Below are 26,479 nucleotides of genomic sequence, written 5' to 3' on the forward strand. Positions count from 1 at the left end.
GCTGAAGACCACCGAAGGGAACAGGATAACGCTTAGGCACACGGGTCGCAGAATCGGTCAGGTCCCTAAGGCCGCCTAGTGAGCTTTAGGAGCCCTTGCCTAGCGTGAGACCCGCTTTCGTCTATTGCCTAGGCAGGCAGCGATGAGGATACCAATTACGAGCCGGGACAGGATACTGAAGGCCGGTAGCCTCGGCCCCTAGACAACCACTGCCCAGGCATGCTCGAATCCGCCGGGGCCTGGGGTATCTACCGGTTTTTTACCACCAACATACCCTCCCTAAAACCCCGTCAGCTTGTTATAAAAAGCCTCGGCATAAGTATCACTGATGGGGATGAGCTGGTCGGCGATCTGAATCCGGTTTTTCTCGATGTGGTCGATTTTGTCCAGGGCGACCAGAAAGGAGCGGTGCACGCGCACAAACTCCTGGGCGGGCAGGATCTCTTCCAGCTTGGCAAAGCTCAAGAGCGTCATAATCTTTTCTTGCCGGGTATGAATCCGCAAGTAGTCCTTCATCCCCTCCACAAAGAGAATATCGCGGGTCGCTATTTTCTGGATGCGGTGGCCCACCTTCAGAAAAATGTGCTCCGGCTCCGGCTTCGCGGCCGCTTTTCCCGCCGCCTTTTCCAGGGCGGGTGGGGGGCTTTTTTCCTGGCACAAACGCAACACGCCCCTGTAAAACCGCTCGAAAGTAAAGGGCTTGAGCAGGTAGTCCTTCACCTCCAAGTCGTACGCCTTCAGGGCATACTGGTCGTAGGCGGTGGTGAGGATAATCAGGGGCTTGGGGCTGAGCATGGGGATAAAGCTGAGCCCATCCAGGTCCGGCATGTTGATGTCCAGAAACAACAGGTCGGGTTTGTCTGCCGCCAAAGAACCGGCGGCCTCCAAGGGGCTCATGAAGGTCCCTTTCAACTCCAGGAACGACACTTTTCGGATGTATTCTTCCAGAATTTCCTGGGCCAGGTGCTCGTCCTCAATGATGTAGCAGGTGAGCTTGTCTTTCATGAGCCAAGGAGGTAAGACCGTGAATGGTAAGCGCGACGGTGAAGGTTTCGCCCGTATTCTGAATGGTGAGCGTATGCTGGTCCGGATACAACAAAGCTAGCCGTTTGCGCACGTTGGGCAACCCAATGCCGCCCGGTTCTTCGAGCGCAGTAGCCGGCTTTTTGGCGATGGGGTTCTGCACGTGGAAGGCCAGGCTATCATCTTTTACCTCCACCCGCACCTGCAGGTCGCCGGGCTCCAGCCGGGCGGGGCTGTGCTTGTAGGCGTTTTCCAGCAGGTGAATGAACAGCAAGGGGGCAATGTAGCAGGATTCGGCTTCTCCCGTTAGCTGCAGGTCGACCACCGGACTGTGCTTGTAGCGGAGCTGCTGCAAGCTCACGTAGTCCCGCAAGTAGTCCAGTTCCCGGGTTAGCGGCACCGTGGCGGCATTGGACTCATAAATCATGTAGCGCATCAACGAGGCCAGGTGCATGACCGCGTCCGGGGCGGCCGGCGCCTGTTTATACACCAGCGTGTGGATGTTGTTGAGGGTGTTGAACAGGAAGTGGGGATTGATCTGTGATTTCAGATTCACCAGTTCGGCCTCCACGGCCTGCTTCTCCAGCTGTTCTTTCCGGATGGTGTTCAGCACCAGGTTCTCGGTGACCCGGGCCAGCCAGCTCAGGAAGAGAAAGATGGGGACTGTGGTGATTAAGTGCATTGAATAATACCCAAAATCAAACGGCTGCTGGTGGAAAAGCAAAAAGCACAAAGGCGCGGTCAGCGCGATGCCCGCCAGTCGGAGCCAATAGTCTCTTCCCTTTCTCTTGCCGGTAGTAAGAGTTAATAGGTAAAAATGACCGTAAAAAACATACAGACAGGTGGTTATAAAACCTGCCGTGGTGCTACGCCAGTGGGCGTCGGTATCACTTTTAAGTTGTAAGACTACCGCCAAGGTGAATAAGACCCAGACAGATAGGTGAATTAGCCGGAAGATTCTTTTGACGCGCTCCATAGCACAAAGGTGGGTTTTTCGGCGCTGGTCCGGGCCAGCGTTTCGACCAGCTACGAAGGCTAATCTACGGGAGAGGCAAAGGAGCCTGCCAGTGCGTTGGCAGAAGCAAAGTCCAACTTGGTCGAGTACTTCACCGCATCAGCATATCACATTTCGCTATTCGATTCGGTAACAATTGCTTCGTTCTGAAATAGAAAGGTAACTGAAGCAAATCCGATAAAATGGGAACTCACCCCTTAGGCCTAATCATCCGCAACGTCTCGAAAAGGTATGCGAATGGCGTGCAGGCATTGTATAATATATCGCTGGATATTCCGCTGGGCATGTACGGGCTGCTGGGCCCCAACGGCGCCGGTAAATCAACCCTGATGCGTACCATCGCCACGCTGCAGGAGCCGGATGGGGGGCAGCTGTTTTTAGGCGACATCGACGTGGTGAACCAGAAGGAGGCAGTGCGCCAGACGCTGGGCTACCTGCCCCAGGAATTCGGCGTGTACCCCAAAGCCAGCGCGGAAGAGCTGCTCGACTACTTCGCCGTACTGAAAGGCATTACCAACCGGGCGGTGCGCCGGGAAACCACCGAGGCCCTGCTCAAGCAAACCAATCTGTGGGATAAGCGCAAGCAGAAGCTGGGGGGCTTTTCTGGCGGCATGAAGCAGCGCTTTGGCGTGGCGGTGGCCTTGCTGGGTAATCCGCGGCTGCTCATTGTCGACGAGCCCACCGCGGGCCTCGACCCGGCCGAGCGGGTACGCTTCCTGAATCTATTAAGCGAGCTGGGCGAAAACAGCGTGGTCATTCTCTCCACCCACATTGTGGCGGATGTTTCGGAGCTGTGCACCAACATGGCCATCATCAACCAGGGCCAAATCCTGCTGGAAGCCGAGCCCCTGGAGGCCGTGGCCGCCCTCAAAGGACGCATCTGGCGCAAGCTGACCGATAAACGCGCTCTGCCGGCGCTGGAGCAGGAGCACCGGGTTATTTCCGCCAAACTGCTTTCTGGGCGCACCCTGGTGCACGTGTACAGCCCAGACCGGCCAGGCCACGGGTTTGAGCCGGTGGAGCCGGACCTGGAGGATGTCTACTTCAGTGCCCTGACGGGCTGCTTCGGCCCGGTTAGTCAACAACCGAAAGCGGAGGGGGTAGCGCTATGAAGTTCCAACGGATTTTCGCGCTGGAATTCAGCTACCAGCTGCGCCGGGCCGCTACCTGGCTCTACTTCGGGGTCATCTTAGGCATCACGTTTCTGGTGGTCCTGGCCAACTATGCCTCGGATGCGCGGGACGGCTACATTTTACTGAATGCGCCCATCGTCATGGCCGCCGTCACGGTTATCTGCTGCGTGTTTTGGCTGGTGATAGGCGCCTCCGTGGCGGGCGAGGCGGCAGCCCGCGACGTGCAGACCCGCATGCATTTGCTAACCTACGCGGCCCCCACCAGCAAAGCCGCCTATCTGGGCGGGCGGTACCTGGCCGCTTTGGCCCTCAGCGCCTGCCAGCTGCTCGCCATCCCGGTGGGGATGCTGTTGGCCATGCACTGTGCCGGGGTAGAAGCCGAGATTCTGGGGCCGTTCCGGGTGGCGCCCTACCTGACTACCTTTTTCTTTATCGCACTGCCCAACGCTTTTTTCGCGACGGCCCTGCAGTTTTCGGCGGCGACGCTCAGCCGCCGGGCCCTGGCCAGCTATCTAGTTGGCGCGGCCCTGTTTGCGGCGTCCTACACGATATGGCCGCTGCTGGAAAAAGGGGACGCATGGGGCAATCTGGCCGACCCGATGAGTTTTGGCCCGGTGCTGAGCCATCTGTCCATCGACTGGAGCCCGCAGGAGAAAAACACGCGTTTTCTGCTGCTGGAGGGCTCCTTTCTCGCTAACCGCCTCCTATGGTTCGGCATTTCGCTGGGCCTACTGGCGTTTACTTACTTCCGGTTTCAGTTTGTGTTGCCCGGAACCGGCCAAAAACCGCCGCTGGGCAAACCGCTACCCGCCGCGGGGGCGGCCTGGGAGAAGCTGCACTGGGGCACCGGGCAGGCGCTGCCGCCGGCCAGAGGCACGTACGGCTGGGCCACGCAACTGCACCAGTTGCGCCGCATCACCTGGGAATCCTTCCGGCAGCTGGCCAAAAGCAAGGCCGGGCTGCCGCTGCTGGCCGTCTTCGCCCTGCTGGTGGGGGCCACCATATCCGGCAACCTGAAGGGCCGGGGCGTGCCCTTGCTGCCCCGCACCGACTTTGTCCTAGAGTACCTGACGGCTCCCCTGGCGCAGCCGGAGAGGTTTTGGGTCCTTATTGCGTTGCTCACCATTTTCTACGCCGGCGAGCTGGTGTGGCGGGAACGGGAAACCGGGCTAAGTGAGGTTGCCAACGCGGCGCCCGTGCCCGAGTGGGTGCTGTTCCTGAGCCGGTTTCTGGCCCTGGCCTTAGTGTTGGTGGGGTGGCTGGCCTTCTTGATGACGGCCGGCATGGTGGCGCAGGCGGCCATCGGTGGTGCTTCACCCGAAATTGGGCTGTACGTGCGGGCCCTATTCGGGCTGCAGCTAATCGACTGCCTGCTTTTTGCCCTGCTGGCCCTCACCGTGCACGTGCTGGTAAATCAGAAGTTTGTGGCGCATCTGGTGGCGCTGCTGGTCTACGGGTTCATGTCCTTTGCGCCTATGCTGGGCATCGAGCACAAGCTCCTCATCTTTGGCGCCAGTCCAAGTTGGACGTATACTGACATGGCGGGTTTTGGCTCGTCGCTGGGGTCCTGGCTGTGGTTTAAAGGGTATTGGGTGGCCTGGGCGCTGTTGCTGGCGGTGGTGGCGCGGCTGTTCTGGGTGCGGGGCCGGGAGGGCAGTTTTGCGGCGCGGCTGCAGCTGGCCCGCCGGCGCTTTACGCGTTCCAGCGTACTGGTTTCGGCAGTGGCCGTGGGGGGCATTTTTACGCTGGGCGGGTTCATCTTTTACAACACCAACGTGTTGAACGGCTACCTGAGCTCCTCAGCAGCCACTGCGCAGCGCGCCTCCTACGAGCACCGCTACCGCCGGTACCACAACGCCCCCCAGCCCCTGCTAACCGGCGTAAATCTGCAGGTAGAAATCTATCCGCAACAGCGGACGGTAGAGATACAGGGCGCGTATCTACTGGTGAACAACAGCCCGGCACCCATCGACACCGTTCATCTGGCGACTGGAGCCGGCGTTGAAACCGTTGCGGTAAACTTCGACCAGCCCTTCAAACAGGTTCATAGAGACGAGGAGCATGGCTACCGCATGTACGCCCTGGCCCGGCCCCTGCAACCCGGCGACTCGCTGCGCCTGCGCTTCCAGGTAACGCACAAAGCGCAGGGCTTTTCCAACCACGGCGCCGACGCGCAGGTGCTGGCCAACGGCACCAGCTTTCGAAATATGGAGTGGCTGCCGGTGCTGGGGTACCAGCCCTACCGGGAGTTGGACGAGGCTGGCGACCGCAAAGCGCACGGCTTACCAGCCCGGCCTGCCACCTACTCGCTCTACGACCTGACGGCCCGCCGGTACGCCCCATTCCCCGAGCAAATCCGCTTCGAGGCCATCGTGGGCACGGATGCCGCCCAGACCGTAGTGGCCCCGGGCACCCTGCGCCGGACCTGGGCCAAGGGCGGCCGCCGCTACTTTCACTACGCCACGGAGGCGCCCATCCGCAACGAATACGCCATTTTCTCGGCCCGCTACGCGGTGGAGGAAGGCACCTGGCGCCACCCGCCCGCCGGCCCGGGCCAGGACGTGGCCATCCAGGTGTACTATCCTCCGGGGCAGACCGAGAACCCGGCGCGCATGGTCCGGAGCGCCCAGGCGTCGCTGGATTATTACACCCGGCAGTTCGGGCCTTATCCCCACCGGCAGCTTCGCTTTGTAGCCCATGCCAGCTACGCCTTTGGCCACCACGCCGCCCCCATCAACATCACGGCGGAGGAAGGCTTTTTCCTGTTGAACTCGAAGGCGGATGAGCGGGGCTTTGACCTGGTGACGGCCGTAGTGGCCCACGAGGTGGCCCACCAGTGGTGGGGCAACCAGCTCAAGCAAGCCTACGTGGAGGGCGCCGGCCTGATTACCGAAAGCCTGGCGTGGTACTCGGCCATGGGCGTGCTAGAGGACAAATACGGGCCCGAGCACCTGCCGGCGCTGCTGCGCTTCCTGCGGGAAGAAAACGAAACCCCACGCACACGGGCCGCCAAGCCACTGCTGCAAGCCGAGGGCTTTTACCAGAACTACCGCAAAGGGCCCTTCGCGCTGTATGCCCTGAGCCAATACATCGGCCGGGACCGGGTAAACGCGGCGCTCCGGCAATTGCTAGTGAACCACCCACCCGGGGCCCTGCCCCATCCCACCTCGCTGGACCTCTACCGGGAGCTGCAGGCGGCCACGCCGGACTCGCTCCAACCGCTGCTCCGCGACCTCTTCGAGGCCAACACCTTCTGGGAGCTGGCGACGGAAACCGCTACCGCCCAACCGCTCAAAGACGGCACCTGGCAAGTGAAGCTCCGCCTGCAGGCCCGTAAGCTGGTAGTGGACAGCGCCGGCGCCGAAACGAAGCTACCGATGCAGGAGTGGGTGGAAATCGGCGTCTTTGCCCCCGCCGAGGAGGGAAAAAGGGTAGGCAAGCCGCTTTATCAGCAAAAGCACCTGATCAAATCCGGTCAGCAGACGATTTTATTGACGCTACCTGACCGACCCGCTATCGTTGGGGTGGATCCCCGCCAGTTGTTAATTGACTGGAAGGGAGATGATAATTACCGAGGGGTGCAGGCAAATAAATAGCTTTTTACGAGCTTTCTAGTTTGTAAGTACCGCCATGATACCCGACAGAGGGCAGCAAAATGAAGATGAGTAGCCGAGGCTGGGAATCAAACGAAATCAGGATGCAGGAACCATAGCTAGCAGGTCTTTTTTCGCAAAATAGCCGCTTTGCCTACCGTTGCTTCTCGGGCTGGCAGCAGAAAGGTGCTGGTTTTCGGGCCAGCTGGCCCCTAGCCACCGCAGAGTAGTGTGGGGGAAAGGAGGCTCTAGCAGTCGGGTGGGGGCAACGGCCTATGGGTAAGCGACAGCCGGCGCTAGGCGGCCGGCAGGGACGGCGCGCTGGGCACCGGCAACCCCACGCGAAAGGTCGCCCCTGTCCTTCCTGGCTATCCACCGTGAGGGTGCCGCCGTGGCCCTGGGTAATGATCTTGTAGCTCAGCGATAAACCCAGGCCGGTGCCCTGCCCGGGGGCTTGGTCGTGAAAAAAGGCTGGAAGATTTTCGGCTGTACTTCGGGCGGAATGCCCATCCCGTTGTCGGTGACCTGAATCTGCACCTGCGCCGGTAGCCGCCGGATCGCTACTTTAACGCACGGCGCGTAGTCGACTTGCCCGAGTTGCGCCCGCTGTGGCGCACGGCGTAGAAAGCGTTCTGGAAAAGGTTGAGCGGTACGCGTCCCACCTCAGCTGGCACGGCCGAAACGAGCGGTACCGTGGCGTCATATGCCGTTTCCAGGGTGACGTGCACCGTCTAGTCACTAGCGCGCCAGCCCTGGAAAGCCAGGCGCAGGTACTTCTCGGCCAGCTGATTCAAGTTCGTCGGTTCCCGCTCCCCCGTGCGAGCGCGGCTGTGCGCCAGCATGCCGCGCACGATGCTGGCCGCGCGCTGCCCATGCCAGTGAATCTTGCTCAGGTTCTGGTTCAAATCGTCGAGCAGTTCCGCTTCCAGGGTGGCATCGACCGCCTGCCCGCTGGCTTTTTCTTCGCGTAGCTCACTGACCAGCTCGGTGCTCACCTCGGCGAAGTTAGTGACGAAGTTCAAGGGGTTCTGAATCTCGTGGGCAATGCCGGCCGTCAATTCCCCCAAGCTCGCCATCTTTTCTTTCTGAATCAGCTGCACCTGCGTGGCTTTAAGCGCCGCCAGGGAGTCCTGCAGCTGCTGGGTGCGCTGCTGCACCTGCTGCTCCAGGGTTTCATTGTGGGCGGTCAGCAAAGCTTGCTTTTCCTGCTCCTGGGCCAGGGTCTGAGCCGAGAGGCGCTCTACCTCGCCCAGCTTGACTGCCAAGAGTTGGGCGTCGAGGGCGAATTTCGCGGGCCAGAAACAGGGAGATGCCCAGGGCGGGCGGCAGGTAAATCAGGGGGTAAGGTAGCGGCGCGAAGGGAACGCCGCTGGCTCAGAGCCCCACATGCACCAGCAAAGCCAGTAGGGCCAGCCCAAAGCCCACACCGATGATCCCAGCGCCGCGCTGGTCCGCGACCGCGCCGGCCGCCTCTGGGTGGGGGGGCAAACGGGCTTATTTTTGGTGAGTCCGGACTTCCCTTCCCTGCGGCGCAGCGCGGACCAGCGCGCCGGCTGGCCCTTGCACAAGCTCGACATCACGGGCCTAGCCGATGCCCCCACCAACCGATCCCTGTGGATCAGCACCAATGAGGGCCTGTTCTGGCTGCCACCCGACCACTTGAATCAGCTGCGGGCTTTCCGGGTAGGTGCTCCGGCCGGGCGCCGCCTGCCCACGGACGCGCTGACCTGCGTGGTCGCGGCCGACCCGGGCCGGGCCTGGGTCGGCACCCGCGACCAGGGCCTGCTGGTGGTGGATGCCCGCGCGGGCGTCCTGCGCCAGCTTAGCTTGAGCGAGGGCCTACCCAGTCACAGCATCGCCTCGGTGCTGCTGGACCGCGGCGGCGACGTGTGGGCGTGCACCTACGCCGGGTTGGTGCGCTATACCCCAGACAGCGGCCAGCTGGCCGTGTTTAGCGAAGCTGAGGGCCTGGTGGACCCGGAGCTGAATCGCCGCTCCGCCTTCGCCGATGCCGATGGCTCCCTGTGGTTTGGCGGGGTGGGGGGCGTGTACCGGGTGCAGGCCGACCGCGCGGCGGCCACTGCCCTGCCTCGCCCGCCGCGGCGGCTGCTTACCACCCTGGGCCAACCGGCCGGCGCGGCGGAAGCGCTGCAGTATCTCACCGGCGACCCGGGAGAGCCGTTAACGCTGGCGGCCGGTCGCAATGCGTTTGTGGAGCTGCGCCTGGCGCTGACGGATTTTTTGGCCCCGAGCCTCGTGCGCTACGCTTAGCGCCTGCATCCGGCGGGCGAAGCGCAGCCGACAGCCTGGCTCAACACGCCACGGCGGTTTTCTGCCCCCGCGCCTTCCTATGGTGTTCCGACCAGTGGATGGGCCACCCTTCCAAATTTTAGGAAAACCTAGTTATTTGAAAAAATAGAAATAAAGGAAGTAACTTTAAGAGTTTTCTTATATCCACTTAGTCGTATTTTCGGGGAATTATCTGCTCCGGCAGCTCTCGTTTCCTTAGCCCCTTCGCCCCCCGTATCCTTCCGATGCAACTGCCTCCTTTTCCGAGCTTTAGCCGTGGCTAAAAGCCCGGTCTTGCTTCTTATGCATGGTATTATGTCGGTGCCTAGCTGGCGGACGGTGGCCCGTGCGTGGTCGCGGCCAGGGGTTCCGCGGGGCCTACTAGCCCCGCCCGAATCTTGGGCCGGCGGCCGGGCCCCGCACTTCAGTACTTATTAAATACTCCTCTATGAACCGAAACTTTACGCTGATTACGTTTTTCGTGGTGGGTTTGCTGCTGGGGTGGGCTCACCCGCTGGCGGCCCAGCGCACCCAAATCCGGGGCTTCGTGGACACCTACGCTTCATACCAGCAGGGCAAAGTAAGCTTTGGCTTGGGCGAGCAGGACTTATTCATCACCTCGGAGATAACGCCGCGCTTATCTTTTCTGGGCGAGACTGTGTTCAAGTTTTCTCTGGCCTCTCCCACAGACTTTGCCATCAGCATTGAACGCATCATCCTGAAGTACAATTACGCGGGTAACCATAGCCTGTTGATTGGCAAGCACCATACCCCCGTCAACTACTGGAATGACACCTATCACCACGGCCGGGTATTTTTTCCCACCATTGAACGCCCCCTGCTTTTTGCCCAGGGCATCGTGCCCCTGCACACGACGGGCGTGAGCTTGCAGGGCCAGAATCTGGGCTTGTTCCGCTTCGGCTACGATGTCATGGTGGGTAATGGATTAGGCTCCGGGGAGCTCTTTGATAACAACCGCTTCAAGTCCCTAACGGTGGCCGTGCACGTCAAGCCCCGGGACGGCTGGCGCATCGGAGCTTCCCTCTACCACGATGTCATCTCGCCCGGCAGCCTGCTCCACAACCACTCGGGCGGGGTGAGCACCCGGGCCCTGGAGAAGATAAACCAAAACATCCTGACGGCCTCCTTTGCCTACACGGACTCGCTGTTCACGAAAAAGTACGAGCTCCTGGCCGAGAGTAGCATGGCCTTAAACAAGTCCGATAGCCTGGGCCAGCAAAACACCATCGCCTCCTACGCTTATGCCGGTCTGCGGCTGACGGATAAGATTATACCCTACATCCGGGTGGATGACATCCACTACCGGCAGGCCGAAGTGTATTTCACCGACCGCAACGTGCGGTCCTTCGTGGGCGGGGTGCGCTACGAACTCAATTACCTGGCGGTAGTCAAAGTCGAGTACCAACGCACGAAAAGCTACCGGGCCGCGGCGGTAGATAAAGTATCAGTTCAGCTGGCCGTGGGCTTTTAATCAATAACGTTATGCCGAGTTTATCCCGACTACTTTTCCTCTTATTAGTAAGCACCGGTGCCTATCTGCCCGCCCGGGCCCAGGACGGAAGCCTGGTGGTTATTGCCAACGGCAAGGGCGCGCCCGCGGAAATGAAGCTGGCCCAGCTCAGGGCGGTAATGCGGGGGGAGCGCCTGCGCTGGCCCGACGGGAGCAAGGTGGTCATTGCCCTGATGAAAAGCAGCACGCCCATTGGCGTCAACACCAGCCAGAAGATTTATAACATGAGCGCCAACGAGCTGAACAAGTACTGGCTGGCCTTGGTCTTTCAGGGCAAGGCCGACGCGCCCAACTTTTTCAACTCGGAGGATGAGCTGGAAGCATTCATCGCCCAGACTACGGGGGCCATCGGCGTGGTAAATCAGCCCCCCACGGGCGGAAAAACCATCCTCATCGATGGAAAACGGTCGCTGTAAATACGCTTCGCTCTCCCTTGCTGCCCGCCGCTTATGCCCCCTCTTTTGAACTGGTCCGTGCTGCCCGCTACTTTCCGCCTGCTGCGCCTGACGGTCAAGACCAAGATCTGGCTGACGGTGACCAGCATCGTGCTGCTGTTTTCCTTCTTTGTGCTGTTTTACCTGCCCGCCATCCAGGAGCGCTACCTGCTCAACAACTTCAACAAGGAAGTGCAGAACCACGCCAACACGGTCGCGTTGGGGGTGAAAATCGCGATGACGGAGCAAAACTTCGAGGGCGTGCAGACGGCCATGGATTTCGTCAAGCAAGACCCGCTGCTGCGGTTCGTGAGCTTGCTGCAGACGGATACCGTGTGGAACGCCCAGCGCTCGGCCTATCACATCAAGCGCACGGTGTTTAAAACCTACCCTGAGGGTCAGGCCATCGCGGTGGAGGCCACCTCCAACGACACGACGGTAATCAAGCGGGCGCCCTTCAGCACGCCCATGATGAGCGGGGAAATTCTCTTGGCTTCCTCCACCCGCGACATTATTCAAAGCCGCCGCCAGATTCGGATCACTTCCCTGCTGTTTAGCTTTCTGGTGTTTAGTATCGGCATTGTCATTGGCTTTGGCTTGGCCCGCAACATCTCCGTGCCGGTCCTGGAGCTGCGGGACGCAGCCCGGCGCGTGGGCCGGGGCGACCTCACCCAGCGGGTGCACAGCAAGTCCCGCGATGAGATTGGCGAGCTCGGGGTCGCCTTCAACAAAATGGTGACCGATCTGGCCCTGGCCCGGCAGGAGATAGAGGACCGCACCCGCGAGCTGCTGCTGGAAAAGAAAAAGTCCGACGAGCTGCTGGCCGACCTGCGGCAGACCCTGGCCGATTTGAAGGAAACCCAGGAGCAGCTCATCCGCCAGGAGAAGCTGGCCTCCCTGGGACAGCTCACCAAGGGGCTGGTAGACCGCCTGCTCAACCCGCTGAACTACGTCAGCAACTTCGCCGCCTTAGCCACCGAGTTCGTGAAAGAAAGCCAGGAGCTGCTCGCCGGCGCCCCCTACGCCACCGACACCCACCTCCAGACCGAGGTGGTCCCGCTGCTGACCATGGTGGAGCAGAACACCCAAAAGATCGAAGAGCACGGCCAGAGCTTGACCCGCATCGTGCGCAGCATGGACAAGCTGCTGCAAGCGAAGTCCGACGTGTTTATTGCCACCCCGGTCAACTCCTTTGTGGAGGCGCAGCTGCTTACTTACCGGAAGGAAAGCCAGTTAGCCAGCACGGGCATCGCTCTAGAGTTCATCCAGGATGGCGCGCCGCCCACTACGTGCGTGAGCATCCTGCCGGCCGAGATGAATCTGGTGCTGGTGAACCTGCTCAACAATGCGGTTTATTCCCTCCAGGAAAAAGCGCAGCTGGGGGCGCCCTTCGAGCCCCGGGTGGTGGTGACCACGTCCTTTGCCCCGGAATGCGTGGCCATCAGCATCCAGGATAACGGGCGGGGAATCGCCGGGGGGGATCTACCGCAGCTGTTCTCGCCTTTTTTTACGACCAAGCCCACCTCCAAGGGCACCGGCCTCGGGCTGTTCATCAGCCAGGATATTATCCGGACTCACAAGGGTAGTTTGGCGGTGGAGACGGAGCCAGAGCGCTGGACCCGGTTTATCATCACCTTACCTCTAGCCCCGGCGGCACTGAGCTGAGGCCGCTCACCGGGGCAGGAGGGAGGCTATGGTAATCTGCGGTCGGGTAGGCCAGCTACCAGAACCCGACCGAAGGCTCCACCCTGGTGGAGGACCAGGTGGTCGAACACGTAGGGCCGCCGGCCGGCCGACAACCGCGTCCCCATCCACCATCCCTGCCGCTCAGGGCGGGCAGGTTACAGCAGGAAGCCATTTTCTACGGGATACGGCCCCGGGATGGTTTCTTCATCCAACATTTCCCGCAGATCAATCTCGATCGTGCGGGCAATAGCCGAAATAGGCACATCATTATACGCCCGCTCAAACGGGTTTTCCGAGTAGTCGCCTATGCGGTCCACCAGAAAATATAACCAGATGATGAGCGTGGAAAAAGGAAGGGTCAGCCAGTAATGCAATGCCCGCGATTGTTCAAAGACGTCCAGCAGGCCAAACGGAATCAGCGCACAAAAAATGTACATGATCCAGAGCCCGGTGGAGGCGTACTGCCGGGGGAAAGGGAAATTTTTAAGGCGCTCGGTCATTCCCTGCAGCTCATACAGGTTGCCGATGAGGGCATGGAGCCGCACGTGCTTGTAGTCCGATAAGTGCCCGCGGTGAAAGAGCTGTTCGATGGCCCGGCTTTGGTTTTTCAAAATCTGGCTGGGGATGTTCGTGTACTTTTGGAGCTGGCTGAATTCCTCGGCCGATAAATAGGGCGCTATTTCCGGCTCCATCCCGTCCTGGCACTCCTGGCGGAACGTCGGGGTAAACACCAGCTTTTCAATCGCCTCATCGTGTTCCCACGTTCTGGCTTTGCGCATCGTGTGCTTAAGGGCCAGCAGCCAGGCCAAGTGGCGATGAATGGTGGTTTTTTTCCATTCCGCGCTGACCCCGTGCCCCGGCATAGTCAGGATGGCCGTCGCGAACGTTCGGCTTTCATTGATGATTCTCCCCCATATTTTTCTCGCCTCCCAGGTCCGGTCGTAGGAGCTGTTGTTTTTAAAGCTCAGGAACAAGGCCACCGCAATGCCAATGACCGAAATGGGCTGCCAGGGCAAGGCAAAGGGAAGATGGGTGACTTCGTACACCACAATAATGGCGGCCGAATACAGCAACCCATACAGCAGCGAGCGGCGCGACCACCGCATCGTCATCCACAGACTGTAATAGCGTTTTACATACATCCTTTGTCAATTTAAGTAAAGGCCGGGGGCGCAACACTCGCCTTTTCAACGGCAGCAACACCATCGACCACTCCGGCGGGAAAGCTAGGCCAAGCGATGTAGGAACAACAAGTATACAGGTGATTGCCGGATATGTCCCGCGCCAGCCCTGATTATACTCATTATGTGCCCCAGCTCACCTCTTGGTTGCAGTAGACACCGCGGGGCAGGCCACCCGCGAGATTGGGTTCAAGGCCCCAGACACCCCGATCTTAGGCGCACATTCAGGCGGTGGTGCAGCAGATTGCCGGTGCTGATGGAGTCGCCCTGGCCGGGCAGCGTGACAAACTGCAGGTCTTTCAAATAGTCCCCTACTACTTGCCACCGTTTAGGTAGTTGCTCCACTGTATCGGCCGCCACCGGGGTACTGGTGGAATCAGGGACTTGCGCGGTAGCAGAAGCGGTGGCCAACAAAAGCCCGGCCAGTAGCCCTAGCCTCCTCACTCTTGCTATGGAGCGCGCGCAACCCATTTCTGCTCAGGCATGAAGGGCAGTAGACGCCGCCGCGAGCCCCGGGGAGGTTAGGGCGGCATCCCCCACAATGCGGCCGTCTTCCAGCTTTATCACCCGGCGGGCCGGTCAATCACGCGCTGGTCGTGGGTGGAGAAAATATACGTCATGTTCTCCTCCTGGTTCAGCTTCCGCATGATGTCGAGCAGCGTGAAGGCCACCTGCGAGTCGAGGTTGGCGGTGGGCTCATGGGCCAGCACAAACTATGGGCGCGAGGCCAATGCCCGGGCTACGGCCACCCGCTGCTGCTGCCCGCCCGAAAGCTGGCTGGGCCGCTGACCCGCGCGGTCCGCCAGCCCCACCTCCGGGGCCAGCTGGGTCCAGTCTTCTACCAGCAGGCCGGGGGCGCGGGCCCGCACGGCGGCGGGGGCGCGGGCCCGCACGGCGGCGGGGGCGCGGGCCAGCGTGCCGGGGTCCTGCAGCCGCAGTGCTACTTCGTTCAGGGTGCCCGGGGCGCCCAGCAGCCGGTTCAAATCCTCGCGCCGCACAAAGGTGTTGGCCTCGTCGTAGGGCGTGTTGAGGGGGAGCGGTACAGGCCTACGCGCCGGAACGCGCCGGAGGTGATGGCCCCGCTGGTATCCTGAAAGGTGAGCACCACTTTGCTGCGCAGCTTTACCCGCAGTTTGCGGGCCGTGGTGGTGCTGAGCAGAATAGCCGGCGTTTTTGGAGGGGTACTAAAGTAGCTGCCCTCCGCTATGCGGCGGCCCAGGCCGGTTAGCTGGTGCTCGGCGGCGGGCTCAATGCCATTGAGTTGCAGCCCAGCGCTGCTGTAGGCCGAGGCCACTATGCCCCGCACCACCGTGCGCCCCGAGAGGGCGGCCCGGCCCGGCAGCGCCCGCAGCTGCCGCACCACTGCGGGCCCGTGCGGCAGCAGGTAGCGCGGCTCATAGTCCTGCTTGAAGGGCGGGTGATGAATCTGCAGGTGCGAAACCTCGTTTTCAATGACTCCCCGGATGCTCTGGTCATGCATCCCCCAGCTGAAGCCCGCGTAAAAGCCGCCGGCCCACACGCCCACCGTTATAGAGGTGATGATGAGCAGGCTGCGCAGCTTGTTGCGCCACAGGCTTCGCTAGGCAATGAGTAGCAGCATGAACTTCGGGATAAGACAGAAATATTAGGAGGGTTAAAACCTGCCTCTGCACGACAGGATGTAATGGATTGGGTAGAAAGATTTCGAATCAGATAAGTTGCCAGGATTAATCAGGCCCGCATGGCCTCCACCGGGCGGAGTCGCTAGACGGAGATAATCGGGTACAGCGCCAGCACGGCCGCCACGGCCAGCAAAATCAGGGCTTGGTTGATGAAAATGAAGGGCGCGGTGGAAGCAGGCATAATGGCCTCGAAGCCGAAGCGCTGAAAGGCTTCGACCCAGGAGCTCGTGAAGGGGATGGGGTAGCGCGCCAGATACACTATCAGGGGAACACTGGCCGCCACACCCGCCGCCACACCCAGCAGCGCCAGCTGCCCCTTTTGCATGCCCACGGCCACCAGCACGCCAAACTCGTAGCGCCGGTCCATGGTCATCATCAGCAAGGTGCCATAGACCGCAAAGGCAATAATGAGGTACACCATGCCGCTGATAATGAAGATGCTGGCCCAGTCGCCTTTCATATGCTCGTAGATGTCCGGCAGCAGCTCCTGCCAGTTCATTACCTCGTAGGTGAGGCCCAGCTTCTGACGGAGCGTCGCGCCCACCGCTTCCAGCTCATTGGGCTCGGGCAGGGCAAGCACCAGCGCCGTGGCCCGGCCTTCGGCGGCAAACAGCGCCTGGGCCCGGCGCAGCGGCAGATATACCAGCCCGTTGTTCTGGGCCGGGGTAGGTAAGCGCAGCACCCCCAGAATGGGAAACTGCCCGGCGGCCCCCACGCCGTGGTAGCCCTGGCCTAGCAGAATCAGCGTATTGCCCACCCCCAGGCTGAGCTTGCGGGCCAGCCCAGCGCTGAGCAAAGCCCCGTGGTCGGTGGGCCGCAGGTAGCGGCCCTGCACCAGGCGCTGGCGCAGGCCCGCTACCCGGTTTTGGCCGGCCGGGTCGGTGCCTACAACCAGGCAGCCCACGCTGAGGCGCTCGGAGGCCGCCAGGGCGAAGCTTTCCAGGCGGGGTACTACGCCACCCACCTCCGGTGCCTGGCTCAAATGCTGAATAAGCTGCGGCGTGAGGGCCAGGAAGTTGTCGAGCCCCTGCTCGTCCCAGTAGCCGGCCTGGTGCACCTGGACGTAGCCGGTGTGAAAGCTGACCACATTCTTAATGCGATTATCAAACGTGCCCTGCCACAACGCCCGCAGCGCCACGGCCAGCAGCACCGCAAAAAACACCGAGCCCATGCTGATGAGCGAGCGGCTGCGGTTGCGCCAGAGGTTGCGCCAGGCCAGGGTGAAATACATAAGAGCAGGGTATAAAAGGCCGCCATAGGGGATTTGGCGCTGGCGCTGCACCGTAAAGTCCGCTTCGGTAAGAGGCACGTCGAAGCGCAGGGAGCGGTAGAGCAGCACGGTTTTCTGGTTGGGCTTGTCGGCGGGAATCATTTCCAGGCGGGCGGGCAGCAGGACTCCCCAGCAGACGGATATCGGAGCCATGCATGGTGTTCACAAGCTGGCCGTCCTCATCATAAAACTCGCTGCGCAGCTGCAGATAGTCCTGGGTGTCAATCCAGACCAGCACCTTGCCCCACACCACGGCGGCCTCGGGGCGGGGCAGCAGCTCAATCCGGTAGCAGGGGCGGCCGTCCACGGCTTCCTCGCCCAGCAGGCGGTGGATATAGTCCGTGACAATAGAGGATTCCTTTACCAGGTCGTCGTTGGTGAAATCGGTGCCCATCCACGACTGCGTCATCATAGACGGCGGCAGCTTGATGGTGCGCTCAATAGTGGGCGCCCAGTTTCAAACCTCTTTTTTCCGCTTCAGGAAAGCGGTGCCTTTGTCCCGGGCCGGCGCTTTTATCAGAATGATGGAATAGCCGTTGCCCAGCGTCCAGGAGTGCACCAGCAGCTCCCGCTTCCAGGTGGGCCGCACAATCTGAATGGCGGCTTCGCCTTCGGAGCTGCGGCCCCGTACTTTTTCATCGGCACGCTGCACAATGGCGCGGGCGTCCTGCGCGGCACTTGGCCGGGCCAGCCCCAGCAGGAGTAGGGCCAGCATCACTACGCGGGGCCGTCGGCTAACCAATCCGCAGATTCGCACCACCATTTTCATTGTGTTGCCCCACGTGTAGGGGGCGGGGGGCATTTTTCCCGATTCCAAAGAATTACTCCGACGTATTGCCGTCAAAAGGGGCCTCGTGCTGCGCCGCCTCCTGCCTGGTAGCCTGCACCACGCCGTTCCGGTGCTGGGGCGGCGCGTACAGGGTATAGAGCTGCAGGGGTTTGGCCGCATTGGTGTTGATGACATTATGCGTGGAGCCTGCCGGGGCGATAATGACGTCCCCGTCCGTCACCTCATAGGAGTGGCCGTTGATGACGCACTGGCCCGAGCCGCCCTCGACGCGAAAGAACTGGTCGTGGTTTTTGTGCACCTCGCTGCCGATTTCCTCACCGGGCTTCAGGCTCATCAGTACTAGCTGTAAGTGCCCGCCGGTGTAGAGCACCCGGCGAAAGCTACGGTTCGCCAACGTAGCCCGCTCGATGTTGGTGTGAAAGCCTTTGAGCTGGCTGGCCGCTGCCGCAGGGGCCGGTGCCGGGCGGCTGGATGCCTTAGGATTAGCTTGGCTGGCCGCCTGGTCATCGGCCGCAGAATCCGTGGTGCAGGCCGGCAAGACAGCCAGCGTCAAGCCGGCGGCCAAGGAAAGGAAAGTATTCATGGCATTAGGTGTTAGCGATACCAACAAATGATGAAAAGCAAGGAGGCTGTGCGGCCTGAAACCCAATCGTCATGGTCCTCCGGCTCCCCGCCGGCAGTCCCGAAAGTGCTGCGGGCTTCCGGGTGCATGATCTGCCCGCCCAGGTAACCAGTGCGGGCCAGCAGCCCAAAGCTGGCGAGGGCTCCGGCCAGCGTCAGGTACGTGACGAGCCCGGCTCGGGTATGGCCGCGGGCCAGCAGCAGCAGGCTGATCAGTGCTAGGACTCCAGTGGCTTCCATAACCCAAAAGCTTAGTTCGGCAGCCTCTTCGTGCGCGTGAATAAGTGCCTCCGAGACACCGGGCAGGTCTTCGACCGTTTCCTCGGCACCGTCGCCGCTCACCTGGGTGGGAATGGTGAGAAGGGCCGCGACAAGCAGCGTGGCCAGGCCCGTGCGCAGCAGCACGGGCTGCGTGCGCAGCACCACAGCCAGCAGCAGCAGCAACAGCCCGAAGAGGCTGCCCAGAATGGGGACGTGGTTGATGAGCAGATGCCAATGCGCTGGGTTCATAGAGAGGGCCAAAAGCGGTGTAAAAAGCTCGGTCTGAGGTAGCTGGTGCGGCCAAATGGGACGTTCTGAAACGGAGGCAGCTCGCTGCGGGGCTCGCCCGGAACAAGAACGGCCACCGCTGTCACCTTATTAAATTTAACTGCGCTCTTCACTTGAATAAATGCCGAATAACATGTTGAGCCATGACTTTGATCATTGCTTTCCGCCATTGCTTCCGATCTCGTCTGGCGACCGCGGTGCATCAACAAGTTGATGCACCGCGGTCGCCAAAAAAAGTCCCACGCAGGGGCAAAATGGCCATTATGCCATTTTCTTCCGCGAAGGGCCTGTCCCGCTAATCGAAGCGAGCTTATTTCAGCAAGCCCACCAGCAGCTGTTGACGTGCCTACGCTCGGGCATGGCTATGGCTCCAGTGAAGAGGCCCCACCTGCTTGGTGAGCACCTCCTGAAGGCTGTACAATGGTAGCTGCGGCAGGCCGGGAAGCTGGCGCACCACAGCCAGCAGCAACTGCAACAGGCCGAAGAGGCTACCCAGGATAGGCAGGTGGTTGAGCAGCAGATGAAGATGGGCACCGTTCATAAGGAGGATAAATAAAGGAGGAAGAAGACCCTGAGCCGCCAGGCAGGTTAGGGAGAAACGTTGAAAAAGGCCCCCACGGCCGCGGTCAGGGCCATGGCCAGCACGCCCCAGAAGCTGACCCGCGCGGCGGCCTTCCACACCCCGGAACCCCCTACGTATGCCGCTAACCCACCCAGCGCTGCCAGAAACAGCAGGGACGTGAGCGACACGCTCCAGCCCAGTAGGCTCTGGGGCGACACCAGGATCACGAGCATCGTGCTGCAGGTACGCTGCCTGTTATTTTGCTGAAAGGGGGTAGACCAGCCTGCTGCGGCATTAAGCCACAGTTCCTGCCCGCCCTGGGTCCTGCCCCAGCTGTTGCAGCACCGTCACCAGCTGCTCCCCCATCCGGTCAATCTGCGTCAGCCCCCGGCGGGCTTCTTCGATCTGCCCACGGCCGTGCTGCGCCGCCAGCTCGCGCCCCGTGCGGAGCATGTCCAGCAGCAGCCTTTCGGCTTCCCGCACCTCGGGTTGCCCCAAGAATTTAGGCTTGATGACGGTGCTCAGCCACTGGCCCAGTGCGTTGCCCTGGGGCAAAAACAAGGCCTCGTCCGCCTCCCGCACGCCGTAGAGCACCGAGCGCAGCTGCGACTTAAACAGAATCTGTTTAATGCGGGCCTGCTGCATATCAAGGGTGTTTAAATCCATCGGTAAGGGCGTTGAAAGGGGTATAAGCGCACTGACCGTCATCAGGAAGCCGCAGGGATTGGGGGCGAGGCGGCGAGAGCCTGCAACTGGTGCCGGGCTTCCACCAGTTCGGTCACATCGAAGGCAAAACTGAAAATGCCTACAATTACTCCGTTTTCGCGGAACGCCTGGTACACAAAGTCAAAGTAGCGCGACTCCATCTGGCCCGTGGCCCGACGGTGCAGCTGCAGGAGCATCTGCTTGCCGTAGTAAGGCTCCCCCGTCTGGTAGACGTGGTCGAGCAGGCCGATGAAGCCTTGTTCCGCCGCTTCGGGCACGATGTCCAGCACCGTGCGGCCCACCAGCTCGTCGGTGGCAAAGAGCTCGTGGTAGCGGGGGTTGGCGAACTCAAACACGTACTGCGGGCCCCGCACAATGGCCACCAGCGCTGGGGCCTGCTGAAACAAAGTGTAGAAGGTCTCGCGCTGGCTTTGCGCCAGCTGAAACGCCTGGTAGGCTTGGTCCGAAAGGGCGGCCTGTTCCTCGTTGGCCTGCAGCAGCTCCAGGACCAGGGCCTTCTGGTCGTGGATGTCCACCGAGCAACCCACCCACATGCTCACTTCGCCCGTGGCTGTGTGCCGCGGAAAGCCCCGGGCCAGCACCCAGCGGAAGGCACCATCGGCGCCGCGCAGGCGGTACTCCGTCTGGTAGGATTCACCCGATTCGTAGGCCTTGCGCCAGGCAGTAGCAGCCGACTCCCGGTCGTCCGGGTGGACCCCCTCGAGCCAGCCAAAGGCCACCTCCTGCGCCATTTCCCGCCCCGTGAACGTGAGCCAGCGCTGGTTGAAGTAGTCCGACGAGCCGTCCGCGCGGGTGGTCCACACCATTACCGGCAACGACTCCAGGATGAACTTCGACCGCTCCTGGCTTTCCCGCAAGTCGCGCTGCATGGCACGGGCCCGCTTTTCGGCCCCGTGCTGCTCCGTGACGTCGCTGGTTTTCAGCAGGATGGCTTGCAGGTTGCCCTGCGCGTCCAGCTGCGGGTAGTTGGTGGTTTCCCAGTACCGCTCTTCCAGGCCCCCGCCCTGCTCGGCGGAGCGCTGCATGTCATAGCGAATCCGGGGCATCGTGTGCGGGGCCGCGTGCTCGCGCACGTAATCCAGCGAATCGGCAAACACCTGCCAGTCGTTTTGCTCGTCGCGCGGAAACACCTCGAACACGTCGCGGCCTACGATGGCCTCGCGCTGCTTGAAGGTCACGGCCAAATACAGGTCACTCGCGTCCAGAATGGTGTAGTCTGGGGTCAGGAGCAGGTAGTACTCCGGCAGTTGCCACAAGGGGTAAAAGGTGCCGGGGGCAGAAAGCGAAAGGGTCATAGCAGTAGTAGGTACCAAAGGGGAACATGGGGCGCGGCCGCCCTTACATGCGCTGCAGCCAGGCCGCCGCCGTGTCCCGGTTCTGAAAAGTCATGATGCTGATGCCGGCCGCGGTATGCTCCACGGCCAGCTGCGCCGACAGCTGGCTGTAGCGCTCGGGCGAATATACCCAGGAGAAGTGTCGGCACCCCGCCTCGTACAGCAGGGGGAAGAACACGTTGCTGCCCCATTTGGCGGCGTCGGCCCACAGGCCCGTAACGTGGGTGTTGTCGTTGAGCACTTTCGTGCAGCGTTCCTGCCGTAATAGCTCCAGCAGCTTCAGGGCCCCAGCCATCACTGATTCATCATCTAGGGCGCCGTGCCAGTCCAGGTATAGCCAGTCGTTGGCAAAGTCGTAAGAAATGGTGAGCGTGGGCGCGTCGTACAGGGTTTGCAGGGCCATGGGTAGGATGTGTCTGCGGGCAGTACGCACCAGCCGGGCATAAGTTGGCAAATGGCTGTTTGAGCAGCAGCTTCACAACCCGTTGGTCCTAGGAGTAGAACCGGGTGAGACGCCTGGCATTGGTAGAAGTTCTCCGGCTGAAATCCGGGCAAGTTGCGTAATTGCCCGGTACCACGGACCGGGACCAGGTGTTGACCGGGTAGGGACGAATCCTGCTTGGCGACGGTCAGTGGACGCCGGCGGGCGCGAGCCGCACCCCACGCCTACCAATGCCCCCAGAACAGGGCACCGACTACTCGCTTCCTGCCGGGCATTCCCCACCTCCTGCTTGTGTGCTTCCTTCCTGCTATCAAGCTGATAGGTAGCGGAAGGCTCCAGCGCGAATCCTGGCCTACGTGCCGCCCCAACGCGACGGGAAAACGCGCCCGCCTCCTGCTCCCCTCAGGAGGATGGAACCAGCGTCCCCAGCGTAGTTATCGGGACCGGGTAAATGCGTAGCTTAGAGGACTAACGTTCTCTGTCTCAGCTTTCTTTTAGCCCACCCCGAGAAGTAGCTCGTGGCGTGGTCCTGCCTCCTGCTGCTATGCGCTCTATTCTCTTGCTGGTGGCCTGCGGGCTGCTGTGTTTGGCTACCCCCACGGCGGCGCAATGGCCTCTAAACCCCGCCGCTTCGCCAACCACGCCGCTGGCCGGTTCCGGGCTGGGGGCGGTGCCAACCCCGGCGGCGACGGCGGCCCGCTACCGCTACTGGGAAGCCGACCCCGATTCCCTGCGCCAGGTGTTGACTACCCAGCGGGCGGACACGGCCCGCCTGCGCACGCTCATGCACTTGGTTGATGTAGCGCCCCTGTGGAGTGCGACGAACCCGAACGAGGAAGAGACGGCGGAATTGGCCGTGCTCAGTGCCCGGCTGAGCCGGCCCGAGCAGCGCGCGTATCGGTTGCTGGCGGCGGGAAATTGCCTCTACCAAGTCAACGTCGTCGCGGCCGCCCTCGATAGCCTGCAGGCGGCCGTGGCGGCCTTTGACCGGCTGCATCGACCCGTGCCGTATGTGCTGGCGGCCACGGGCGTGCTATTCATCGAGCTGAACCAGCGAGAGGCCCGGGGCCGGTACTTTTTCGAGAAACTGGCCTATTACCGTCCGCGCGGGGCGACCGAAAACATGGCCATCTGCCACCATGGCTTAGGCGGCTATTACCTGGGGCGGGGCGACTACAATCAAGCCCTGAGCCACTACTTGCAGGATGTGCCGCTGTATGGCTCCTTTAATCGCTCGACCTATTACAACCAGTTGGCTTCCGTTGGGGCCCGGTACGCCGAGTGGGGCAATACCGACAAGGCCTTACCTTACGTCCAACGGGCCGTAGCCGGACTGCGCCGCCACCGCCGTGACAGTTTCTATGCCTACAAAGTCCTGGCGGAGGTGCAGCTGCTGCGGCAGGACTACCCCGCCGCCCTCCACGCGCTGAACCAGGCCTTGCGGCCGCTGGAACGGGGACGGGAAATCTACCCCTGGGTTAAAAAGAAGGCCTATATCTTTCTGCTAAAAGGGGCCGTGCTGCTGGCCCAGCAACAGCCGCAGGAAGCCCGCCCGCTGCTCCTGGCAGCTCAGCAGTTGGTCGACTCGCTGCAGCTGCCCCTAACCGCGTCGGTTGGGAACCTGGAGGCAGATGCCACCTGGGCGCGGTACTACGTCGCCACGGGCAATGCCGCCCGGGCGGAGACCCATTGGCTGGCGGCCTACGGCAAAGCCCGGCAGGAGCAACGAACGTCCCTGCGCCTAGCCTACCTGCAGGAGTTGACCCGCTTCTACCAGCAGCAAGGACAACCTGACCCCGCGGCGCGCTATGCCGTAGCCGCCTTGGCCTTGGCCGACTCGCTCAACGCCAAGCAAGGCGCTTTGCACGTGGCCCAGTACGAAATCGAGCAAGCCGACCGCGCCCAGACGGCCCGTATTGCGGGCTTGCGGCAAGCCCAGCAGCAGGATGCCGCGCGGGCTCGCCGCCAGCGGAACCTCCTCTGGGCGGTACTGGCGGTATTGGCCCTGATTGGGGGCTTCTCGTTTTTACTCTGGCGCAGCAACCGGCTCAAGCAACGGGCCAATGAGCAGCTGGAGCAGCAGAAAGCGAAGCTGCAGGTCCAGCGCGACCAAACGACACAAGCCCTGACTGAACTGCGCACGACTCAGCAGCAACTCATGCAAAAAGAGAAAATGGCGAGCCTCGGGGAACTGACGGCGGGCATCGCCCACGAGATTCAGAACCCGCTCAACTTCGTGACTAACTTTTCGGACGTGAGTGCCGAGTTAATGTTGGAACTACAAGAAGCCCACCTTGCGGGGGATGGCGAGGAAGTAACCGCGTTGGCCGGCGACGTAACTGAGAACCTGACCAAAATCCGGCAGCATGGGCAGCGGGCCTCTAGTATTGTAAGCGGCATGTTGGAACACGCCCGCCCCAGTACGGGCAAGCGGCAGCCCACCGACGTGAATGCGCTCTGCGAGGAATATTTGCGCCTAGCCTACCAGGGGCAGCGCACGAAAACGCCGTTGTTTGAGGCGGATGTAATCACGGATTTTGCCCCCCAGCTACCCCTGACAAATCTCGTAGCCGCCGACATTGGCCGCGTGTTGCTGAACCTCTACAGCAACGCCTTTTACGCCCTGCACGCCCGGCAACAGGGAAGTCAGAAGGGGTATCAACCTACGCTCCGCGTCCAGACGCGGCAGCGGGAGGGGCAGGTCGAAGTCCGGGTCCAGGACAATGGGGGCGGCATGAGCGCGGCCGTGCAAGCCAAAGTCTTCCAGCCCTTTTTTACCACCAAGCCAGCAGGAATTGGCACCGGCCTGGGCCTCTCGCTGAGCTATGACATCATTACCCAAGGGTATGGGGGCTCGCTCACGGTCGAGAGCCAGGAAGGGGAGGGCAGCGCATTTGTGCTCTCGCTGCCGGCCTAGGAGCTGGAAACCCTGGCCTGACGATGCCTGCTATTGGGGTGTTCCGCCATCTGCCCCATGATAGAATGGCCGTGTCATCCGCGCATCAGGTTACCAGGCACCTCGAATAGGTCATGGCGTGTCAGCACGCTTCGTCTTATCAACCCCCACCTGACCCGCTTTCATCACCCACTTCACCTGCTGGATCACCACCTGGATGTCCTGCAGCGGGTCGCCTTTGACGGCCACGATGTCGGCTAAGTACCCAGGGGCGATAGCACCCAGCTCCTTTTCCAGGCCCAGCATTTCCGCTCCCGTGGTCGTGGCGGTCTGCAGGGCCTGCTCCGGGCTCATGCCCGCTTGGACAAACCATTCCAGCTCCCGCGTATTTTCCCCAAAGCCGGTGAAGACCGCATCCGACCCCATCGCGATTTTCACCTTGGCCTTTATCGCGCGCTTCAGGGTTTCAACATTCTTGCCTAGGTACTGATTCAGCCCCTCCACGGTCTGGGCATCATAGCCATATTCGTCCTTATGGGCGACATAGTAGCGGTTATGGTCGACGGTGGGCACGTAGATGATGCCTTGCTTGGCCATGGCCTTCAGGGTCGCGTCGTCCATATCAATGGCATGCTCCACCGTATTGGTGCCCGCCCGCACCGCCGCGCGGGCCCCGTCGGGGCCGTAGGAGTGAATGGCAATGCGCTTGCCCGCCTGGTGGGCCACGTCTACGGCCGCTTTCATCTCCTCGTAGCTGAAGGTTTGAAAGCCGGTCACGTCCTTGTCACTGCCCGTCGAGCCGTACATCTTGATCCAGTCCACCCCCGCGGCTAGTTGCTGGCGGGCCACGCGTTGCACGTCGGCCACCCCGTCACACTGCCCGGCATCGGGGATAGCCCCCACTTTATAGGGGCTGCTGGTCACATGCAAGCCATTGCCGGCCACCAACATGCGGGGTCCCAGCATGGCCCCGCGGTTGATAAGCTCGCGCAGGGCCAGGTCCATGTTGTCAAAGGAGCCCAGGTCGCGCACGGTCGTGACGCCCGTCTCCAGGGCTTTGCGGGCATTTTCCTGGGCCAGGAAGACCGTCACGGGCGCGCTTAAGCTGCCCAGCTGCCCCCAGGGGGTGCTGCCGGGGGCCTTGTCCCAGTAGAAGGAGAGGTGGGTGTGGGCATCAATTAAGCCTGGAATGGCAGTATAGGCCCGTAAATCAATAGTTTCGGCCCCCGCTGGGATAGCGATGGCTTTCTCGGAACCTACTTGCATAATCCGGTCGGCGTTGACCAGCACGACGGCGTTCGATATCACCTGGCCCTGGCCCGTGATGACGCTGCCAAAGCGCAGGGCCTTGACTTGGGCCGCGACCCGAGCAGGAAACCCGAACGAAGTAAGAACGAAGAGTAGAAGAGAGAGGGGACGCATACTCGTTCATGGAGTTAGGAGCGTTGAAGCTAGAAAGTGTTTGAATTCTGTACTCATTGGTTTACTTCGCTTTTTCTAGCTAGGCTGACCGCAAGGACTTTTGTAAGCTTAATCCGCATGGGCTGGCCTCCCCCTTCACTGTTGGCCAAAGCCAGCGGCAGGGGTGGAAAGCACTATAATACGAACTACGGCGCCCTCATCCCTTCGAACTGGAGAAATCGGGGAAACTGACTTCGGTCAACCAACGTCCACCGAGTCCAGCTGCCGCAATATGCTTCGCTTTTCCCTAATATACGACCGGCACAGGCATCGCTGCGCTGG

27 protein-coding genes and 1 pseudogene are annotated in these 26,479 nt (G+C 61.4%); 7 read left to right on the top strand and 21 right to left on the bottom strand.

The annotated features are described in order from the left end of the window. Nucleotides 1-279 precede the first annotated feature (279 nt). A complete protein-coding gene (locus H8B13_RS18490; protein WP_187312309.1) occupies nt 280-1,005 on the bottom strand; it encodes a LytR/AlgR family response regulator transcription factor in 726 nt (241 codons plus the stop codon). Then, entirely contained in the window at nt 974-1,705 is a 732-nt protein-coding gene (locus tag H8B13_RS18495; protein ID WP_261990450.1) for a sensor histidine kinase, read from the bottom strand. The genes H8B13_RS18490 and H8B13_RS18495 overlap by 32 nt, the downstream gene beginning before the upstream one ends. 515 nt (nt 1,706-2,220) lie before the next feature. On the opposite strand from H8B13_RS18495, the gene H8B13_RS18500 reads away from it, so the two are divergent. Beyond that, nucleotides 2,221-3,150, top strand: a complete 930-nt coding sequence (locus H8B13_RS18500) for an ABC transporter ATP-binding protein (RefSeq protein ID WP_187312311.1) — start codon at nt 2,221-2,223, stop codon at nt 3,148-3,150. Beyond that, a complete protein-coding gene (locus H8B13_RS18505) occupies nt 3,147-6,767 on the top strand; it encodes an ABC transporter permease/M1 family aminopeptidase (RefSeq protein ID WP_187312312.1) in 3,621 nt (1,206 codons plus the stop codon). The genes H8B13_RS18500 and H8B13_RS18505 overlap by 4 nt, the downstream gene beginning before the upstream one ends. A 151-nt stretch (nt 6,768-6,918) precedes the next feature. Here the strand turns inward: H8B13_RS18505 and H8B13_RS21715 are convergent. The 3 genes and pseudogenes from H8B13_RS21715 to H8B13_RS21620 form a co-directional block, all read right to left on the bottom strand. Then, nucleotides 6,919-7,301, bottom strand: a pseudogene (locus H8B13_RS21715) (sensor histidine kinase). A 23-nt stretch (nt 7,302-7,324) separates the two neighbouring features. Then, complete coding sequence (locus H8B13_RS18515) at nt 7,325-7,492, bottom strand: hypothetical protein (RefSeq protein ID WP_187312313.1); 168 nt, start codon at nt 7,490-7,492, stop codon at nt 7,325-7,327. A gap of 3 nt (nt 7,493-7,495) precedes the next feature. Continuing rightward, nucleotides 7,496-8,029, bottom strand: a complete 534-nt coding sequence (locus H8B13_RS21620) for a sensor histidine kinase (RefSeq protein ID WP_187312314.1) — start codon at nt 8,027-8,029, stop codon at nt 7,496-7,498. Between the two features lie 649 nt (nt 8,030-8,678). Here H8B13_RS21620 and H8B13_RS18525 point away from each other — a divergent pair. The 4 genes from H8B13_RS18525 to H8B13_RS18540 all read left to right on the top strand — a co-directional run bounded on the left by H8B13_RS18525 (nt 8,679) and on the right by H8B13_RS18540 (nt 12,683). Further along, nucleotides 8,679-9,035, top strand: coding sequence for a hypothetical protein (locus H8B13_RS18525; protein ID WP_187312315.1), 357 nt, complete (start codon nt 8,679-8,681; stop codon nt 9,033-9,035). A gap of 466 nt (nt 9,036-9,501) precedes the next feature. Continuing rightward, complete coding sequence (locus H8B13_RS18530; protein ID WP_187312316.1) at nt 9,502-10,545, top strand: hypothetical protein; 1,044 nt, start codon at nt 9,502-9,504, stop codon at nt 10,543-10,545. A gap of 11 nt (nt 10,546-10,556) precedes the next feature. Then, complete coding sequence (locus tag H8B13_RS18535) at nt 10,557-11,000, top strand: hypothetical protein (protein WP_187312317.1); 444 nt, start codon at nt 10,557-10,559, stop codon at nt 10,998-11,000. Nucleotides 11,001-11,033: 33 nt separating this feature from the next. Continuing rightward, on the top strand, nt 11,034-12,683 hold the full coding sequence (locus H8B13_RS18540; RefSeq protein ID WP_187312318.1) for a sensor histidine kinase: 1,650 nt from the start codon (nt 11,034-11,036) through the stop codon (nt 12,681-12,683). 176 nt (nt 12,684-12,859) lie between these two features. Here H8B13_RS18540 and H8B13_RS18545 read toward each other — a convergent pair whose 3' ends face one another. From H8B13_RS18545 to H8B13_RS18605, 15 genes are all read right to left on the bottom strand, one after another. Continuing rightward, entirely contained in the window at nt 12,860-13,846 is a 987-nt protein-coding gene (locus tag H8B13_RS18545) for a bestrophin family protein (RefSeq protein ID WP_187312319.1), read from the bottom strand. Between the two features lie 228 nt (nt 13,847-14,074). Then, nucleotides 14,075-14,299, bottom strand: coding sequence for a hypothetical protein (locus H8B13_RS18550; protein WP_187312320.1), 225 nt, complete (start codon nt 14,297-14,299; stop codon nt 14,075-14,077). A 149-nt stretch (nt 14,300-14,448) separates the two neighbouring features. After that, complete coding sequence (locus H8B13_RS21390; protein WP_261990451.1) at nt 14,449-14,595, bottom strand: hypothetical protein; 147 nt, start codon at nt 14,593-14,595, stop codon at nt 14,449-14,451. 3 nt (nt 14,596-14,598) lie between these two features. After that, nucleotides 14,599-14,778 carry an ATP-binding cassette domain-containing protein gene (locus H8B13_RS21395; protein WP_315985162.1) on the bottom strand — a complete coding sequence of 60 codons (180 nt, stop codon included), beginning with the start codon at nt 14,776-14,778 and terminating at the stop codon, nt 14,599-14,601. An 86-nt stretch (nt 14,779-14,864) separates the two neighbouring features. Then, nucleotides 14,865-15,365, bottom strand: coding sequence for a hypothetical protein (locus H8B13_RS18560; RefSeq protein WP_187312321.1), 501 nt, complete (start codon nt 15,363-15,365; stop codon nt 14,865-14,867). A gap of 263 nt (nt 15,366-15,628) precedes the next feature. Then, on the bottom strand, nt 15,629-16,717 hold the full coding sequence (locus tag H8B13_RS18565) for an ABC transporter permease (protein ID WP_261990462.1): 1,089 nt from the start codon (nt 16,715-16,717) through the stop codon (nt 15,629-15,631). Next, nucleotides 16,650-17,228, bottom strand: a complete 579-nt coding sequence (locus tag H8B13_RS21400; protein WP_261990452.1) for an outer membrane lipoprotein-sorting protein — start codon at nt 17,226-17,228, stop codon at nt 16,650-16,652. The genes H8B13_RS18565 and H8B13_RS21400 overlap by 68 nt, the downstream gene beginning before the upstream one ends. Nucleotides 17,229-17,273: 45 nt before the next feature. Continuing rightward, on the bottom strand, nt 17,274-17,618 hold the full coding sequence (locus tag H8B13_RS21405) for a hypothetical protein (RefSeq protein ID WP_261990453.1): 345 nt from the start codon (nt 17,616-17,618) through the stop codon (nt 17,274-17,276). A 19-nt stretch (nt 17,619-17,637) separates the two neighbouring features. Further along, nucleotides 17,638-18,189 (bottom strand): cupin domain-containing protein, encoded by a 552-nt coding sequence (locus tag H8B13_RS18575; RefSeq protein ID WP_187312322.1) that lies wholly within the window; start codon nt 18,187-18,189, stop codon nt 17,638-17,640. A gap of 11 nt (nt 18,190-18,200) precedes the next feature. Further along, nucleotides 18,201-18,737, bottom strand: a complete 537-nt coding sequence (locus H8B13_RS18580) for a hypothetical protein (RefSeq protein ID WP_187312323.1) — start codon at nt 18,735-18,737, stop codon at nt 18,201-18,203. A 385-nt stretch (nt 18,738-19,122) separates the two neighbouring features. Continuing rightward, entirely contained in the window at nt 19,123-19,317 is a 195-nt protein-coding gene (locus H8B13_RS18585; RefSeq protein WP_187312324.1) for a hypothetical protein, read from the bottom strand. A gap of 47 nt (nt 19,318-19,364) precedes the next feature. Continuing rightward, the gene (locus H8B13_RS18590; protein WP_410054439.1) at nt 19,365-19,571 is read right to left on the bottom strand and encodes a VIT1/CCC1 transporter family protein; all 207 of its coding nucleotides are present in this window, start codon (nt 19,569-19,571) and stop codon (nt 19,365-19,367) included. Nucleotides 19,572-19,632: 61 nt separating this feature from the next. After that, a complete protein-coding gene (locus tag H8B13_RS18595; RefSeq protein WP_187312326.1) occupies nt 19,633-20,004 on the bottom strand; it encodes a hypothetical protein in 372 nt (123 codons plus the stop codon). Nucleotides 20,005-20,045: 41 nt separating this feature from the next. Beyond that, the gene (locus tag H8B13_RS18600; RefSeq protein ID WP_187312327.1) at nt 20,046-21,359 is read right to left on the bottom strand and encodes a PAS domain-containing protein; all 1,314 of its coding nucleotides are present in this window, start codon (nt 21,357-21,359) and stop codon (nt 20,046-20,048) included. Between the two features lie 43 nt (nt 21,360-21,402). Further along, nucleotides 21,403-21,801, bottom strand: a complete 399-nt coding sequence (locus tag H8B13_RS18605) for a hypothetical protein (protein ID WP_187312328.1) — start codon at nt 21,799-21,801, stop codon at nt 21,403-21,405. 583 nt (nt 21,802-22,384) lie between these two features. On the opposite strand from H8B13_RS18605, the gene H8B13_RS18610 reads away from it, so the two are divergent. Beyond that, nucleotides 22,385-24,757 (top strand): ATP-binding protein, encoded by a 2,373-nt coding sequence (locus tag H8B13_RS18610; protein WP_261990454.1) that lies wholly within the window; start codon nt 22,385-22,387, stop codon nt 24,755-24,757. Nucleotides 24,758-24,868: 111 nt separating this feature from the next. Here the strand turns inward: H8B13_RS18610 and H8B13_RS18615 are convergent, their stop codons facing one another. Further along, nucleotides 24,869-26,158, bottom strand: coding sequence for a metal-dependent hydrolase family protein (locus tag H8B13_RS18615; RefSeq protein ID WP_187312329.1), 1,290 nt, complete (start codon nt 26,156-26,158; stop codon nt 24,869-24,871). Nucleotides 26,159-26,479: the final 321 nt, after the last annotated feature.

The organism is Hymenobacter sp. BT188 (assembly GCF_014333585.1).
GTDB lineage: Bacteria > Bacteroidota > Bacteroidia > Cytophagales > Hymenobacteraceae > Hymenobacter.

Coding starts and splice junctions, on each gene's coding strand:
- H8B13_RS18490 (WP_187312309.1), bottom strand. CDS start 1,005: ATGAAAGACAAGCTCACCTGCTACATCATTGAGGACGAGCACCTGGCC.
- H8B13_RS18495 (WP_261990450.1), bottom strand. CDS start 1,705: ATGCACTTAATCACCACAGTCCCCATCTTTCTCTTCCTGAGCTGGCTG.
- H8B13_RS18500 (WP_187312311.1), top strand. CDS start 2,221: ATGGGAACTCACCCCTTAGGCCTAATCATCCGCAACGTCTCGAAAAGG.
- H8B13_RS18505 (WP_187312312.1), top strand. CDS start 3,147: ATGAAGTTCCAACGGATTTTCGCGCTGGAATTCAGCTACCAGCTGCGC.
- H8B13_RS18530 (WP_187312316.1), top strand. CDS start 9,502: ATGAACCGAAACTTTACGCTGATTACGTTTTTCGTGGTGGGTTTGCTG.
- H8B13_RS18535 (WP_187312317.1), top strand. CDS start 10,557: ATGCCGAGTTTATCCCGACTACTTTTCCTCTTATTAGTAAGCACCGGT.
- H8B13_RS18540 (WP_187312318.1), top strand. CDS start 11,034: ATGCCCCCTCTTTTGAACTGGTCCGTGCTGCCCGCTACTTTCCGCCTG.
- H8B13_RS18545 (WP_187312319.1), bottom strand. CDS start 13,846: ATGTATGTAAAACGCTATTACAGTCTGTGGATGACGATGCGGTGGTCG.
- H8B13_RS18560 (WP_187312321.1), bottom strand. CDS start 15,365: ATGCATGACCAGAGCATCCGGGGAGTCATTGAAAACGAGGTTTCGCAC.
- H8B13_RS18565 (WP_261990462.1), bottom strand. CDS start 16,717: ATGGGCTCGGTGTTTTTTGCGGTGCTGCTGGCCGTGGCGCTGCGGGCG.
- H8B13_RS21400 (WP_261990452.1), bottom strand. CDS start 17,228: ATGATGACGCAGTCGTGGATGGGCACCGATTTCACCAACGACGACCTG.
- H8B13_RS21405 (WP_261990453.1), bottom strand. CDS start 17,618: ATGCCCCCCGCCCCCTACACGTGGGGCAACACAATGAAAATGGTGGTG.
- H8B13_RS18575 (WP_187312322.1), bottom strand. CDS start 18,189: ATGAATACTTTCCTTTCCTTGGCCGCCGGCTTGACGCTGGCTGTCTTG.
- H8B13_RS18580 (WP_187312323.1), bottom strand. CDS start 18,737: ATGAACCCAGCGCATTGGCATCTGCTCATCAACCACGTCCCCATTCTG.
- H8B13_RS18585 (WP_187312324.1), bottom strand. CDS start 19,317: ATGAACGGTGCCCATCTTCATCTGCTGCTCAACCACCTGCCTATCCTG.
- H8B13_RS18590 (WP_410054439.1), bottom strand. CDS start 19,571: ATGCTCGTGATCCTGGTGTCGCCCCAGAGCCTACTGGGCTGGAGCGTG.
- H8B13_RS18595 (WP_187312326.1), bottom strand. CDS start 20,004: ATGGATTTAAACACCCTTGATATGCAGCAGGCCCGCATTAAACAGATT.
- H8B13_RS18600 (WP_187312327.1), bottom strand. CDS start 21,359: ATGACCCTTTCGCTTTCTGCCCCCGGCACCTTTTACCCCTTGTGGCAA.
- H8B13_RS18605 (WP_187312328.1), bottom strand. CDS start 21,801: ATGGCCCTGCAAACCCTGTACGACGCGCCCACGCTCACCATTTCTTAC.
- H8B13_RS18610 (WP_261990454.1), top strand. CDS start 22,385: ATGCGCTCTATTCTCTTGCTGGTGGCCTGCGGGCTGCTGTGTTTGGCT.
- H8B13_RS18615 (WP_187312329.1), bottom strand. CDS start 26,158: ATGCGTCCCCTCTCTCTTCTACTCTTCGTTCTTACTTCGTTCGGGTTT.